Genomic DNA, 14,455 nt, shown 5'->3' on the forward strand with positions numbered 1-14,455 from the left:
TCTTCGGCCTTCCTCGGCCTTCCTCGGCCGTGCTTCGCTCGCCCACAGCGAATCCCCCTGCCACTGCCCCCACCCCGTCGGGCAGCATGGCCCCATGCCCGTACTCACGCGCGACGAAGCGCAGACCCGTGCCCAGCTCCTCGACGTCCACCGGTACACGATCGACCTCGATCTCACCACCGGGGACGAGACCTTCGACTCACGGACCGCGATCCGGTTCACGGCCCGCGCGGCCGGAGACACCTTCGTCGAGCTCAAGCCCGCCACCCTGCGCTCCGTCACCCTCGACGGACAGCCCCTGGACCCCGAGACCCTCGACGGGAACAGACTCGCCCTGAAGGGGCTCACGGCGGGCGAGCACGAGCTGCACATCGACGCCGCCATGCGCTACTCCCGCACGGGCGAAGGCATGCACCGCTTCACCGACCCGAGCGACGGTGAGACGTACCTGTACACCCAGCTCTTCATGGAGGACGTCCAGCGCGTCTTCGCCGCCTTCGACCAGCCCGACCTCAAGTCCGTCTTCGAGATCACCGTCACCGCCCCCGAGGGCTGGACCGTCCTCGCCAACGGCATCACCACGGACCACGGACAGGGCCGCTGGACCGCGCCGCCCACACCCCTGATCTCCACCTATCTCGTCGCCGTGGCCGCCGGCCCCTGGCACTCGGTGCGCACCGAGCACGCCGGGCTGCCCTTCGCCATCCACTGCCGCCAGTCGCTCGCCCCGTACCTGGACGCCGACGCCGAGGAGATCCTCGACATCACGCGCGCCTGCTACGACCGCTACCACGAGAAGTTCGAGGAGCCGTACCCCTTCGACTCGTACGACCAGGCCTTCGTCCCCGAGTTCAACGCCGGCGCGATGGAGAACCCCGGACTGGTCACCTTCCGCGACGAGTTCATCTACCGCTCGGCCGTCACCGACACCGAACGCCAGACCCGCGCCGTCGTCATCGCCCACGAAATGGCCCACATGTGGTTCGGCGACCTCGTCACGCTGCGCTGGTGGGACGACATCTGGCTGAACGAGTCGTTCGCCGAGTACATGGGCTACCAGACCCTCACCGAAGCCACCCGCTTCACCGACACCTGGACCGACTTCGGGATCGTGCGCAAGGCCTGGGGCTACGACGCCGACCAGCGCCCCTCCACCCACCCCGTCGCCCCCGACCCCGACGCCGTCCCCGACACGGCATCGGCCATGCTCAACTTCGACGGCATCTCCTACGCCAAGGGCGCATCCGCCCTGCGCCAGCTCGTCACCTGGCTCGGCGAGAAGGACTTCCTCACCGGCATCAACCTCCACTTCGCCCGCCACCGCTTCGGCAACGCCACCCTCGCCGACTTCATCGACTCCCTCGCCGAAGCCACCGACCGCGACGTGCACAGCTGGGCCGAAGCCTGGCTGCGCACCACGGGCGTCGACACCCTCACGCCCGCCGTGGCCGAGTCCGACGGCAGCTGGCGGCTCGACATCACCCAGGACGGCAGCCGCCCGCACCGCATCGCCGTCGGCGCCTACGACCGCGACCCCGCCGAAGGCGGCCGCCTCGTCCTGCGCGAGCGGTTCGAGATCGACGTACCCCCCGGCGAGCCCACGACAGCACGCCCCGGCCGCCGCCCCGCCCTCGTCGTCCTCAACGACGGCGACCTCAGCTACGCCAAGGTCCGTCTCGACGAGGATTCCGCGGAACCGGCCCTGCGGAGCCTCTCCGGCATCCCCGACCCCCTCACCCGCGCCGTCGTCTGGAACTGCCTGCGCGACATGGTCCGCGACGGCGAGCTCGAACCCACCGCCTATCTGGAGACCGCCCGCGCCCACCTCCCGGCGGAGAGCGACCTCGCCGTCGTCCAGGGCGTCCTCGCCTTCGCCGGCACCCAGATCGCCGACCGCTACCTCACCCCCGAGGCCCGCCCGGCCGCACTCGCCCTCCTCACCGACCTCACCCGCGACCTGATCCGCCGCACCGAGGACGGCCGCGACCCCGGCCTGCGGCTCACCGCCGTACGCCACTTCATCGACTCCGCCTCCCAGTCCAACGCGCTCCGCGACTGGCTCGGCAGCGGAAGCGTTCCCGGCGGACCCGACCTCGACCCCGAACTGCGCTGGCGCATCCTCGCCAGGCTCGCCGTGCTCGGCGCCACCGACGAGAGCGAGATCGCGGCCGAACTCGACCGCGACCCCAGCGCCACCGGCCAGGAAGGCGCCGCCCGCTGCCGCGCCTCCCTCCCCACCCCCGAGGCCAAGACGGCCGCCTGGTCCCGGCTCTTCGACTCCGACGACCTCTCCAACTACCTGTTCACCGCCACCGCCCAGGGCTTCTGGCGCCCCGAACAGGCCGAGCTCCTCAGGGACTACGTCCCCCGCTTCTACCCCTCCGCCGTCGCCGTGGCCGCCCGCCGCGGCCCCGCCATCGCCGAGGCCGCCGGGCGCTACGCCTTCCCGGCCCACGCGGCGGACGCGGAGGCCCTCCGTCTCGGCGAGGACTTCCTCCGCGACACCGAGATGATCCCGGCCCTGCGCCGCAAGCTCGTCGACCAGCTCGACGACCTGCGCCGCGCGCTGGCGATCCGGGAGGCCGTACCCCTTTCGGGTTGAGATCACCCGGTCTCCGGGCGCACCGCCCCCGGCGCGGCCAGTCTGGGGGCATGACCGTCCCGCCCCTCGCCGGAGGGGCCGCAGGGCCCGACGCCCTGCGGCCCCTGCTCGGCGTCGTGCTCGACGCGCTCAAGGAGGGCGCGGACACCCGGGGCGGACCCCTGCCGTCCGGCGGACCCGAAGCGGTCCGCGCGGACGTACGGGAGGCCGTCACCCCCGTCATCCCCGAGCACGGCCACGGCGCCGACGAGTCGCTGCGCACGCTCGTACGGGCCTTCGCCCGGGGCGCGGCCGACCCGGCAGACCCCCGGTGCGCCGCCCATCTGCACACGCCGCCACTCGCGCTCGCCGTCGCCGCCGACCTCGCCGCATCCGCGCTCAACCCGTCCCTGGACTCCTGGGACCAGGCGCCCGCCGCATCGGCCCTGGAGGCCGAGGTCACCCGCGCCCTGGCCGGCGAGGTGTACCCCCGCGGCGCGCGCCCCGACGCGCTCGTCACCACCGGCGGCACCGAAGCCAACCAGCTCGCCCTCCTCCTCGCCCGCGAGCGCCACGGCACCGTCCAGGTCGTCTGCGGCGCCCAGGCCCACCACTCCGTCACCCGCGCCGCCTGGCTCCTCGGCCTGCCCGAGCCCCTCACCGTCCCCGCCCCCGACGGCACCACGGACCTCGGCGGCCTCGACGACGCACTCGCCCGCCTCCACGGCCCCGTGCTCGTCACCGCCACCGCCGGCACCACCGACACCGGCCGCATCGACCCGCTCCCCGGCATCGCCGACCTGTGCGAGCGCCACGGCGCCGAGCTCCACATCGACGCCGCATACGGTGGGCCCCTGCTCCTCAGCCCTCGCCACCGCGACCTGCTGCGCGGCCTCGACCGCGCCCGGTCCGTCACCCTCGACCTGCACAAACTCGGCTGGCAGCCGGTCGCCGCCGGGCTCCTCGCCGTCCCCGACAGCGCCCTGCTCGCCCCCCTCGCCCACACCGCCGACTATCTGAACCCCGACGACGACACCGAGGCCGGAATCCCGGATCTGCTCGGCCGCTCCCTGCGGACGACCCGGCGCCCCGACATCCTCAAGATCGCCGTCACCCTCCGCGCCCTCGGCCGCAGCGGCCTCGCCGACCTCGTCGACCGCACCGTCGCCGCCGCCCACGACCTCGCCGACCTCGTCGAGAAGCACCCCTCCCTGGAGCTCCACGCCCGGCCCGTCCTCTCCACCGTCCTCTTCCGCCCGCGCGGCGCGAGCGACGACACCGTCGCAGCCGTCCGCCGCACCCTCCTGCACCAGGGCCGCGCCGTACTCGGCCGCGCCCGCGCCGACGGCCGGCTCTGGCTCAAGGCCACCCTGCTCAACCCCCACGCCACCCCCGGCGACCTCGAAACCCTCATCTCCCTCGTGGAAGGCAGCACTCCCCGATGACCGGCACGCCCGCCTCCGGCGCCCACGGCCTCGACCAGCCCCACGACCTGGTGGGCATCGGCATCGGGCCGTTCAACCTCTCCCTCGCCGCCCTCGCCCACGGGCTGCAGTACGGGGAAGGGGCGGGAGGGCTCGCCGCCACCTTCTACGAGCAGCGCCCCGACTTCCACTGGCACCCGGGCCTCCTCATCGACGGAGCGACCCTCCAAGTGCCCTTCCTCGCCGACCTGGTGACCCTCGCCGACCCCGCCAGCCCCTGGTCGTTCCTGAACTACCTCAAGGCCCGCGACCGGCTCTTCCCCTTCTACGTCGCCGAGAAGTTCCACATCCAGCGCGCCGAGTACGACGCGTACTGCCGCTGGGTCAGCGGCCGGCTCCCCGGACTCCACTTCGGCCACCAGGTCGACGCCGTCCGCTGGAACCCCGAACGAGCCCTGTTCGAGGTCGACTTCACCCAGCTCGACACCCACGGGGGAGCGGAGTCACTCGGCCGCGCCTACGCCCGCCACATCGCCCTCGGCATCGGCACCGAGCCGTTCGTCCCCGTACCGCTGAAGACCCTCGTCGAGGCGCCCACCGTCCCCGTCCTGCACTCCGCCGACTACCTCGAGCACCGGGACAAGCTCCTCGCCGCCGAGCACATCACCGTCATCGGGTCCGGTCAGTCCGGCGCCGAGATCTTCCTCGACCTGCTGCGCGCCCGCCCCACCGGAGCCGAGAAGATCCACTGGCTCGCCCGCACCGAAGCCTTCGCCCCCATGGAGTACTCGAAGCTCGGCCTCGAACACTTCACCCCCGACTACACCCGCTACTTCCACGCCCTGCCCGAATCCGTACGCGACGGACTCGTCCCGCAGCAGTGGCAGCTCCACAAGGGCATCGACGCCGACACCATCGCCGCCATCCACGACGAGCTCTACCGCCGCACCCTCCACGGCGGCTGGCCCGACGCCGTCCTCACCCCCGGCGTCCAGGTCCGCACCGCGGGCCGCGTCGCCACCACCAAGGTCGAGCTCCATCTGGAGCACCTCCAGCAGGGCACCCGCTCCCGCCTCACCACCGCCGCCGTCGTCCTCGCCACCGGATACCGCGAGCGCCCCCTCGACCGGATCCTCGCCGGACTCGACCCGTACATGCGCCGCGACTCCTCCGAGCGCCCCCGCATCGACGACCAGTTCCGCCTCGTCCTCGACCCCGCCGTCACCGGCTCGGTCTACGTCCAGAACGCGGAACGGCACACGCACGGCGTCGGCGCCCCCGATCTCGGCCTCGCCGCCTGGCGCAGCGCGACCATCCTGAACTCGCTCACCGGCAAGGAGCACTACCCGCTCCCGCGGCGCACCGCCTTCACCAGCTTCGGCCTCGAACGGCGGGAGGCGCCCGGCATTCCCGGCCAGGCGCCCCCGCTCACTCCGCTCGAAGACCGTCGCTAGAAGACCGGCGCGACAAGACCGGCGCTAGAAGGCCGGCGCGACAAGACCGGCGCCAGAAGGCCGGCGCTAGAAGACCGGATCGCCCTCGCGGGTCAGCTTCCAGCCCACCGACGCGAACGCGGCCGGATCGACGGTGCCCTTGGACTGCACCCACTGGATGATCGTGTTACGGATCTCGTCCGAGTTCGCCCACAGCTGCTCGGCCTTGGCCACGTGCGGGAACGCACCGCCGCCACTGGCCCGGTAGTTGTTCACCGCCAGCACGAACTGGGCCGCCGGGTCCAGCGCCTTGCCCTCGAAGGACAGATTCACGATCCGCGACCCGGACGGCTTCGCCACGTCGATCTCGTACGTCAGCCCGGACACGGCGTCGTAGTTGTAGTCCGGGATGCCGTCGGCGTTCGTCAGCTTCGTCGTGTCCACCGGCGCCCCCGCCGGGGTCAGCACGTAGTACCGCGCCGAGTACTCCAGATAGTCCTTCAGCTGCGCGCCGGTCAGCAGCCGCGCCTCCAGCGTGTTCTCGAACGGGTACAGCCCCGCCGCGTCCCGGATCGTCACCTGACCGGCCGGAATCGCCGCCGTACGGGAGAAGCAGGACGCCTGCGAGAGGACCGGCAGCGCCGCGTACGAGCCGCCGGCCAGCGCCGCCTTCACCGTCTCCGCCTGGACGTGATTGATCAGATCGATGATCGGCTCGTCCTTCCACGGCGCCTCGGCCGTGGCCATCGCGGCGGTGGAGGTGCCGATGACCTGATTGACGTACGCGACGACCTTCTCGTGCTCGTCACCCAGCAGCTTGGCGATCTGCGGGTCCTCGGCGACGGTGTTGGAGTTGAGGACCTTCGCGCCCACCCGCTCCACCGTCCAGCGGCCCTTCTCCCACACCAGGTCGAAGTCGAAGAGCGTCAGCCGCTGGCCCCACTTCAGCGGCTCGGACAGCACGACCTGCTTGCCGGTCTGCTTGTTCGTGACGAAGTACTCGACGATCTCCGTGTGCGCGTGCCCCACGAGAATCGCGTCGATGCCCGGCACCTGCTCGGCCACGAGCGCAGCGGCATTCTCGACGTACGGGAGCTGGTCACCGTACGAGGACGTGCCGCTCGACCCCGAGTGCGCCGACACGACGACGACGTCCGCACCCATCGCGCGCAGCTTCGGCACCCACTTCGCGGCCTGCTCCTCGAGACCGGGGAACACCATCTTCCCGCTGACGTTGGCCTTGTCCCAGATCGCGATACCTGGGTTGGTGAGCCCGAGGACGGCGACCCTGACATCCCGGCCGAGCGGGGTGCACAGCCGGTGCATGCTGTACGGCGGGAAGGCCGGCCGGAGCGTCTTCGCGTCCAGCGCGTTGGCGCCGAGCAGCGGGAAGTCGCACTGCTCCTCGAACTTCCGCAGCACCGGTATGCCGTAGTTGAACTCGTGGTTGCCGAGCGCCGCGGCGTCGTAGCCGATCGCGTTCATGGCCTGCGCCATCGGGTGGATCGGACCGCTGCGGGCGGTGATCGGGTCGACCTTGGCGTAGTAGTACGACAGCTGGGTGCCCTGAATGGTGTCACCGGCGTCGATGAGAAGGGTGTTGCGCCGACCCTTCTCGCTCCTGACCTGGTCGACCAGGGTCGAGATCTTGGCAAGGCCCACGTCGTTGTGGCTCTTGTCGTCGAACTCCTTGTCCGTGAAGTAGTCCCAGTTGAAGACGTTGCCGTGCAGGTCGGTCGTCCCCATCACCGTGAACGAGTACCGCTTCATCCGCCCTCCGTGTCCCTGAGCCTCGGCGGGCCCGGCGACGCTCCCCGCGACGGCCACCCCGGCCCCTGCGGCGGCCGAACGGCCAAGGAACGTCCTGCGATTCATCGGCATGAAGATCTCCCTCGTTCACTGACACAACGCGCGTAGATTCTGGCGCAGCACGGCCCCGTGCGAAAGTGATTCGAGGACACCAGCGAGGGAGTGGACCGTGAGCAGCGACACCGCACCACCGGCACCGTACGGAACACCCGAGACGCCGCGCGTCGCGGTCCGCGGTGAAGCCCGCCTCGAGGTCGACCCCGAGATCGCCCGGATCGGGGTCATGGTCAGCGCACGCGGCAGGGACCGCAGGGCAGCCCTGGAGGATCTCACCCGCCGCAACGGCCAGGTGCTCGACCTGATCAAGTCGTACGGTGACGCGGTCGAGAAGCTGGAGACCGGCGCGTTCTCCATCAGTCCCGAGCTGACCCAGCACGGCCGCGGCGAACGCGTCCGCGCCTACCACGGCCGCGTCCACATCACCGCGGTGCTCGGTGACTTCACCGCCCTCGGCGAGCTCACCACCCGCATCGCCGACCTCGAGCTCACCCGCGTCGACGGCCCCTGGTGGTCCCTGCGCCCCGACTCCCCGGCCCACGGCGAGGCCCGCCGCCAGGCCGTCCGCGAAGCCGTCCAGCGCGCCCGCGAGTACGCCGAGGCCCTCGGCGCCCGCCTCGCCGCCCTCGTCGAGCTCGCCGACCTCGGCGCCGAGGCGCCCATGTCGTACGGCATGACCCAGGCCCCCGGCGCCATGCGCTCGGCCGCCTTCGCCGGGGCCGCCACCGAGGCCGCCCCCGCCCTCGACCTGGAGCCGCAGCGCCAGACGGTCCACGCGCAGGTGAACGCGCGCTTCACGATGACACCGCCGCAGCTGTGACACACAGGTGGCTCCGTGGCGGTCGCCCAAGACGGGGGACGCCGAATTGCTCAAAAGAGCGACCCCATGCACAATTCAATACTTGTCAATAACCTTTCACGTAATGGTTGTTGAGTAGTCATGCTCAGCCGAATCTCTACCGGCCGGTAAGCCATAGGCTCGAGCCATGCGCCGAGCAAAGATCGTCTGCACACTGGGGCCCGCCACCGAGACATACGACCAGATCAAGGCACTGGTCGAAGCCGGAATGGACGTCGCCCGATTCAACCTCAGCCACGGCACCTACGCCGACCACGAGGAGCGCTATCAGCGCGTTCGCAAGGCCTCCGACGAAATCGGCCGCAGCGTCGGCGTGCTCGCCGACCTTCAAGGCCCGAAGATCCGTCTCGGACGATTCCGTGAAGGTCCCGTACTGCTTGAACGCGGCGACGAGTTCACCCTCACCGTCGAACCCGTCGAAGGCGACCGCCACACCTGCGGAACCACCTACTCCGGCCTCGCCGCCGACGTCACCACCGGAGAGCGCATCCTTGTCGACGACGGCCGCGTCGCCCTCGAAGTCACCGCCGTCGACGGACCCCGCGTCCGCACCACCGTCGTCGAAGGCGGCGTGATCTCCGACCACAAGGGCCTCAACCTCCCCGGCGTGGCCGTCTCCGTCCCCGCGCTATCCGAGAAGGACATCGACGACCTCCGCTGGGCGATCAGAATCGGCGCCGACGTCATCGCACTCTCCTTCGTCCGCAGCGGGCGCGACATCGAAGACGTGCACCGCATCATGGACGAGGAAGGCCGCCGACTCCCCGTCATCGCCAAAGTCGAGAAACCGCAGGCCGTCGACAATATCGACGACATCGTCGCCGCCTTCGACGGCATCATGGTCGCCCGTGGCGACCTCGGCGTGGAAATGCCCCTGGAGCAGGTGCCGATCGTCCAGAAGCGCGCGATCAAACTCGCCAAGCGCAACGCCAAACCGGTCATCGTCGCCACCCAGATGCTCGAATCGATGATCGACAATTCCCGGCCCACCCGTGCCGAGGCCTCCGACGTCGCCAACGCGGTCATCGACGGCACCGACGCCGTGATGCTCTCCGGCGAGACCAGCGTCGGCAAGTACCCCGTCGAAACGGTCAAGACCATGGCGCGGATCGTCGAAGCCGCCGAGGAGGACATCCTCGCCAAGGGCCTCCCGCCGCTCACGGAACGCAACAAGCCCCGCACCCAGGGCGGAGCCGTCGCCCGCGCAGCCGCCGAAATGGGCGACTTCCTCGGCGCGAAATTCCTGGTCGCCTTCACCCAGTCGGGCGACACCGTCCGCCGCCTCTCCCGCTACCGCTCCCCGATCCCGCTGCTGGCCTTCACCCCGGACCCGGCCACCCGCTCCCAGCTCACCCTCACCTGGGGCGTGGAGACCTTCCTCGGCCCGCATGTCGAGTCCACGGACGCGATGGTCGCCCAGGTCGACGAGATGCTCCTGAAGATCGGCCGCTGCCAGAAGGGCGACATCGTGGTCATCACGGCCGGCTCACCGCCGGGCGTCCCGGGTTCGACGAATCTCGTGCGGGTGCACCACATCGGCGAGGACGACACGAGTTCCTGAAGACGTTTGTCCGGTCTTGTCCCGGGCAGTCGGCGACTACAGGAGGCCCGAACCACACAGGGCCCGGCCGACAACGGACGCACCTGGAGGTCCGGATGTCCACAGGAACGCTCATCGCCATCATCGTCGCCCTCGCGGTCCTCCTGATCCTCATCGCCGTGGGCGTATGGCTCGCCATGCGCCGGCGTCGCCTCCAGGAACGGTTCGGACCCGAGTACGACCGGACCGTCCAGACCGAGGACAGCCGGCACTCCGCGGAACGCGACCTGCGCTCCCGGGAGCAACGGCACCAGGACCTCGACATCAGGCAACTGCCCGCGGAAGCCCGCGCGCGGTACGCCGAGGAGTGGAAGCACGCGGAACAGCACTTCGTCGACGCACCAGGCACGAGCGTCGACGACGCCGACCGCCTGGTCACCCGCCTCATGAGCGACCGCGGTTACCCGACGGAAGGCTACGACCAGCAACTCCGGGACCTCTCCGTCGAACACGGACGCACCCTGGAGCACTACCGCGCCGCCCACGACGTCGGCATCCGCAACAGAGAGAGCCGCGCGACCACCGAGGAACTGCGCGGCGCCATGGTGCACTACCGGGCCCTCTTCCAGGAGCTGCTCGGCGACAGGAACCCCCGAAGCGACCGACGACCCCGGCACGACGCGGCCTGATCCCGCGCCGCACGAGGTGAGTTGACATGCGAGACACCGACACCACCCACGACGCCTCGACGAGCGGTCTCACCACCGACGACCTGGCGCACCCGAAGACCGACACCTTCAGGGAGGACACCAGCACCCGCGACGAAGCGCCCGCCTACCCCGGCGAGGCCACCCCGCTGCCCGGCGCCACGGAAGAGGCGCCCGAGGAAGCACCTGCCGAACCCGCCGAAGAACCGGCCGCAGCCGAGGAACCCCCGACCGCCGCGGCACCCGAGCAAGGCCCGCCCCTCATCGCACCCGAGGAGGCCGAGAGCTACCGGGACCGCTGGCAGGAGATCCAGGGCACCTTCGTCGACGACCCCAGGGACTCCGTCCGCGCCGCCGACGCCCTGGTCGCCGACGTGATCCAGTCGCTGGCCGCGAACTTCGCCGACCACAAGAAGGAACTCGAGTCCCAGTGGAGCCGGGGCGAGGAGATCGAGACCGAAGGCCTCCGCGTCGCACTCCAGCGGTACCGGACCTTCTTCAACCGGCTGCTCCACGCCTGATCCACCGCGCACACGGCCGGGCCCGAGCTCAGTACTTGGGCCCGATGTGCGCGTCCATGAGGGCGACGGATTCCTTGCGGGCGACGGAGATGTTGCGGGCGTTGGTACGCGTCCACGCGACGCCGACGCCCTCCAGCGCATCTGTGAACAGCCTCATGATGTCGGCCGAGAGGTTCGTGAAGAAGTACCGCGGGTACTCGTAGCGCTTCCGCTCGCCGCCGACCACTCGGGTGGTCCAGTTGGTGATCCGGCACCCGTCGGAGTGGATGAGGCCGCGGATGAACTCCCAGGGGTGGGCGTCCACGATCTCCTGCTGCCAGGGCTCGAGAATGATCTTGCGCTCGTGCTTCCTGCCGGGCCCGTGTTGCGGGAACAGGCATGGCCAGTGCTTGCTCGAGGCGGTGACGTACTGGCATCCCTGCCGCTGGACGCGGCACACGCTGTTGCTGGGATGTACGGAGCGGATCGCGGCCTCGCAGGCGTCAAGGAGGCCAGGCCAGGCGTCAGCACAAGCGATGCGGAGAAAGTAGACCCCCTTCTTGAGCACGTTGATGCAGCCGTCCCCCAGGTATAGGCCGAGGAGGTAGGCGTACGCCGCACTATCAAGCTCTCGCCCATCACAACGTGGACATTGCGGAGCGGGCTTTCCCGGACACTCTCCGCGTTTGGCCCGGTCCCTGTGAAGCCAGACGCCAATCGTGCTTGGGGGGACGCTCAGCTGGCGGGCCACGTCAGCGTTTCTGGCGCCACTTCGCAGGAGCGAGAGTGCCTTCTGTCGCACATCAGTGCCGTGGCAGTCCATGGGGCCACTCTGGGCGACTGATCGTGGCGCCAAGTAGCAGAAAGCGGATGTTCACGAGAACGTGAGCATCCGCTTCCGTCGAATAGTGCCCGGTGTGGGATTCGAACCCACATGCCCTAAGGCACGGTGGTTTGAGCACCGCGAGTCTGACCAGTTCCTCCAACCGGGCTGGTGGCACCGCCGAAAGCGTACCCTGTGCCCGCAGCTGCTCGCTGCTAGGTAGGCTCAGGTAGCAGCACCTGCCCGCAGCGAGGAGTACCGTGACCGCCCCCGAGCCCGAGTCGCCCCAGCCCGTCGCAGACGACGACACGTCGCACGTCCCGCCGCTGACGACCCGCGTCGTCATCGCCGAGGACGAGGCCCTCATCCGCCTCGACCTCAAAGAGATGCTCGAGGAAGAGGGCTACCAGGTCGTGGGCGAGGCCGGGGACGGCCAGCGGGCCGTCGAGCTCGCCCGGGAGCACCGGCCGGATCTGGTGATCCTCGATGTGAAGATGCCGGTGCTCGACGGCATCTCCGCCGCGGAGAAGATCGCCGAGGAGTCGATCGCCCCGGTCCTCATGCTCACCGCGTTCTCGCAGCGCGACCTCGTGGAGCGGGCTCGGGACGCCGGTGCGATGGCGTATCTGGTGAAGCCGTTCAGCAAGAGCGATGTGGTGCCGGCCATCGAGATGGCGGTGTCGCGGTTCGCGGAGCTGAGGGCGCTGGAGAAGGAGGTCGCGGACCTCGCTCAGCGGCTGGAGACGCGGAAGCTGGTCGACCGGGCGAAGAGCATCCTGCAGACGCAGTACGGGCTGACGGAGCCTGCCGCGTTCCGGTGGATCCAGAAGACGTCGATGGACCGGCGGCTGTCGATGCAGCAGGTCGCGGAGGCGGTCATCGAGGACGCCGAGGAGAAGAAGGCCGCGAAGGGGCAGTAACCCCGGCTGCCCGGCTGTACGTGCCCGTACGTACGAGGAGGCCCGCACCCCGATCCGGGGTGCGGGCCTCCTCGTGTGCTTGTCGTGCTCAGTCCTCGCCGAGGTAGGCCTTGCGGACCGACTCGTCGTGGAGGAGGTCCTGTCCGGTGCCGGAGAGGACGACCTTGCCGATCTCCATGACGTGGCCGTGGTCGGCCAGGGAGAGCGCGGCCTGGGCGTTCTGCTCGACGAGCAGGATGGTGGTGCCCTGGGCCTTGAGCTCGGCGATGGTCGCCATGATCTTCTGCATCATGATCGGCGAGAGGCCCATGGAGGGCTCGTCCAGCATCAGCAGCTTGGGCTGGGACATCAGCGCCCGGCCCATGGCGAGCATCTGCTGTTCACCGCCGGAAAGGGTGCCCGCCGCCTGCTTCCTGCGTTCGCCCAGGATGGGGAAGAGGTCGTAGGCGCGCTGGACGTCCTTGGCGATGCCTTCCTTGTCGCTGCGGAGGAAGGCGCCGAGGAGCAGGTTGTCCTCGATCGTCATGCGCGGGAAGATGTGCCGCCCCTCGGGGGAGTGGGCGAGTCCGAGCGAGACGATCTGGTGGGCGGGGACCTTGCGCAGTGACTTGCCGTTGAACTTGATCTGGCCGCCGACGGGCTTGAGGAGCCCGGAGAGGGTGCGCAGGGTGGTGGTCTTGCCGGCGCCGTTGGTGCCGATGAGGGTGACGACCTCGCCGGCCTCGACCTTGAAAGAGATGCCCTTGACGGCCTCGATCTTGCCGTAGGCGACGCGCAGGTCCTCGACTTCGAGCAGTGCGGTCATCAGTCGTTCTCCTTGCCAGAGCCGGAGGCCTGGGCGGTGGTGCTGTCGGCGTCGCCGTCGCTGTCGCTGTCGGACGAAGCTTCCGGCGCGGCGGCTGGTGCGTCGGCCGGCGTGTCGTCCGCCTCGTCGGTGTTGGCGTCGGCGGTGTGCGCCTCTGCCGCGGCGACCTCCGCCGCCTCCTCGGCGCCGGGCGCGCCCTCAAAGGGCTCACCCAGGTAGGCGGCGATGACGCGCTCGTCGTTCTGGACGGTGGCGCTGTCGCCCTCGATGAGCTTCTCGCCCTGGACGAGGACGGCGACGCGGTCGCAGAGGTTCATGATGAACCGCATGTCGTGCTCGATGACGAGGACGGCGATGCCCTGGTCCCGGATGGCGAAGACCAGTTCCTCGGTGGCCCGGGTCTCCTGCGGGTTCATGCCCGCGGTGGGCTCGTCGAGGAGCAGCAGCCCCGGCTCGCTGGCCAGTGCCCGGGCGATCTCGAGCTTGCGCTGCTCGCCGTAGGGGAGGTTGCGGGCGAGGTGGTCGGCTTTGGCGGCGAGGCCGACGAACTCCAGGAGTTCCATGGCCCGCTGGCGCGATGCGGCTTCGGCCTTGTGGAAACCGGGACCGCGCAGCAGGGCGGACCAGAGGCCTTCCTTGGTGCGGGTGTGGCGTCCGACGAGGACGTTCTCCAGCACGGTCATGTTGTTGAACAGCCGGATGTTCTGGAACGTCCGGGCGATTCCGGCCGCGGTGACCTTGAAGGACTTGGGCGGCAGGACCGTGCCCTTGTACCGGACCTCACCCTCGGTGGGGATGTAGAGGCCGGTGAGGCAGTTGAAGAAGGTGGTCTTGCCGGCGCCGTTGGGGCCGATGAGGCCGACGATCTCGCCGCTGTTGACGGTGAGGTCGACGTTGCGCACGGCGGTGAGGCCGCCGAAGCGCATGGTCACACCGCGGGCGTCGAGGACGGCCTCGCCGGTCGCCGTGGCGGTTGCCGTGGTGATGGTCGTCATGA

Annotated in this window: 12 protein-coding genes and 1 tRNA gene; 8 read left to right on the plus strand and 5 right to left on the minus strand. The window is 70.1% G+C overall.

From position 1 onward, the window contains the following. The first annotated feature begins 94 nt into the window (after positions 1-94). From pepN to ACWCP0_RS05420, 3 genes are read left to right on the plus strand one after another with little or no spacing between them, the layout of a single operon-like run. On the plus strand, positions 95-2,602 hold the full coding sequence (pepN, locus tag ACWCP0_RS05410; protein WP_451077541.1) for an aminopeptidase N: 2,508 nt from the start codon (positions 95-97) through the stop codon (positions 2,600-2,602). A 50-nt stretch (positions 2,603-2,652) separates the two neighbouring features. Next, the gene (locus ACWCP0_RS05415; protein ID WP_451077542.1) at positions 2,653-4,026 is read left to right on the plus strand and encodes a pyridoxal phosphate-dependent decarboxylase family protein; all 1,374 of its coding nucleotides are present in this window, start codon (positions 2,653-2,655) and stop codon (positions 4,024-4,026) included. Further along, complete coding sequence (locus ACWCP0_RS05420) at positions 4,023-5,459, plus strand: lysine N(6)-hydroxylase/L-ornithine N(5)-oxygenase family protein (RefSeq protein ID WP_451077543.1); 1,437 nt, start codon at positions 4,023-4,025, stop codon at positions 5,457-5,459. Before ACWCP0_RS05415 ends, ACWCP0_RS05420 begins: the two co-directional genes overlap by 4 nt. 66 nt (positions 5,460-5,525) lie before the next feature. Here the strand turns inward: ACWCP0_RS05420 and ACWCP0_RS05425 are convergent, their stop codons facing one another. After that, a complete protein-coding gene (locus ACWCP0_RS05425) occupies positions 5,526-7,319 on the minus strand; it encodes a bifunctional metallophosphatase/5'-nucleotidase (RefSeq protein ID WP_451077544.1) in 1,794 nt (597 codons plus the stop codon). A 97-nt stretch (positions 7,320-7,416) separates the two neighbouring features. On the opposite strand from ACWCP0_RS05425, the gene ACWCP0_RS05430 reads away from it, so the two are divergent. The 4 genes from ACWCP0_RS05430 to ACWCP0_RS05445 all read left to right on the plus strand — a co-directional run bounded on the left by ACWCP0_RS05430 (position 7,417) and on the right by ACWCP0_RS05445 (position 10,931). Beyond that, positions 7,417-8,124, plus strand: coding sequence for an SIMPL domain-containing protein (locus ACWCP0_RS05430; RefSeq protein ID WP_451077545.1), 708 nt, complete (start codon positions 7,417-7,419; stop codon positions 8,122-8,124). Between the two features lie 166 nt (positions 8,125-8,290). Next, positions 8,291-9,724: a pyruvate kinase gene (pyk, locus tag ACWCP0_RS05435; RefSeq protein WP_451077546.1), complete on the plus strand. Its 1,434-nt coding sequence runs from the start codon at positions 8,291-8,293 to the stop codon at positions 9,722-9,724. Between the two features lie 95 nt (positions 9,725-9,819). Further along, on the plus strand, positions 9,820-10,392 hold the full coding sequence (locus tag ACWCP0_RS05440; RefSeq protein WP_451077547.1) for a hypothetical protein: 573 nt from the start codon (positions 9,820-9,822) through the stop codon (positions 10,390-10,392). A 26-nt stretch (positions 10,393-10,418) separates the two neighbouring features. Continuing rightward, positions 10,419-10,931 (plus strand): hypothetical protein, encoded by a 513-nt coding sequence (locus ACWCP0_RS05445; protein WP_451077548.1) that lies wholly within the window; start codon positions 10,419-10,421, stop codon positions 10,929-10,931. Between the two features lie 28 nt (positions 10,932-10,959). Here the strand turns inward: ACWCP0_RS05445 and ACWCP0_RS05450 are convergent, their stop codons facing one another. Both ACWCP0_RS05450 and ACWCP0_RS05455 read right to left on the minus strand, forming a co-directional pair. Next, on the minus strand, positions 10,960-11,733 hold the full coding sequence (locus ACWCP0_RS05450) for a helix-turn-helix domain-containing protein (RefSeq protein WP_451077549.1): 774 nt from the start codon (positions 11,731-11,733) through the stop codon (positions 10,960-10,962). Positions 11,734-11,819: 86 nt separating this feature from the next. Further along, positions 11,820-11,902 (minus strand) — tRNA-Leu (locus ACWCP0_RS05455). A gap of 91 nt (positions 11,903-11,993) precedes the next feature. Here ACWCP0_RS05455 and ACWCP0_RS05460 point away from each other — a divergent pair. Beyond that, positions 11,994-12,653 carry an ANTAR domain-containing response regulator gene (locus tag ACWCP0_RS05460; protein ID WP_451077550.1) on the plus strand — a complete coding sequence of 220 codons (660 nt, stop codon included), beginning with the start codon at positions 11,994-11,996 and terminating at the stop codon, positions 12,651-12,653. An 88-nt stretch (positions 12,654-12,741) separates the two neighbouring features. Here ACWCP0_RS05460 and ACWCP0_RS05465 read toward each other — a convergent pair whose 3' ends face one another. Both ACWCP0_RS05465 and ACWCP0_RS05470 read right to left on the minus strand, forming a co-directional pair. Further along, the gene (locus ACWCP0_RS05465) at positions 12,742-13,458 is read right to left on the minus strand and encodes an ABC transporter ATP-binding protein (RefSeq protein WP_451077551.1); all 717 of its coding nucleotides are present in this window, start codon (positions 13,456-13,458) and stop codon (positions 12,742-12,744) included. After that, on the minus strand, positions 13,458-14,453 hold the full coding sequence (locus ACWCP0_RS05470) for an ABC transporter ATP-binding protein (protein ID WP_451077552.1): 996 nt from the start codon (positions 14,451-14,453) through the stop codon (positions 13,458-13,460). The genes ACWCP0_RS05465 and ACWCP0_RS05470 overlap by 1 nt, the downstream gene beginning before the upstream one ends. Positions 14,454-14,455 lie beyond the last annotated feature (2 nt).

This window comes from Streptomyces sp. NPDC001970 (genome assembly GCF_053594115.1).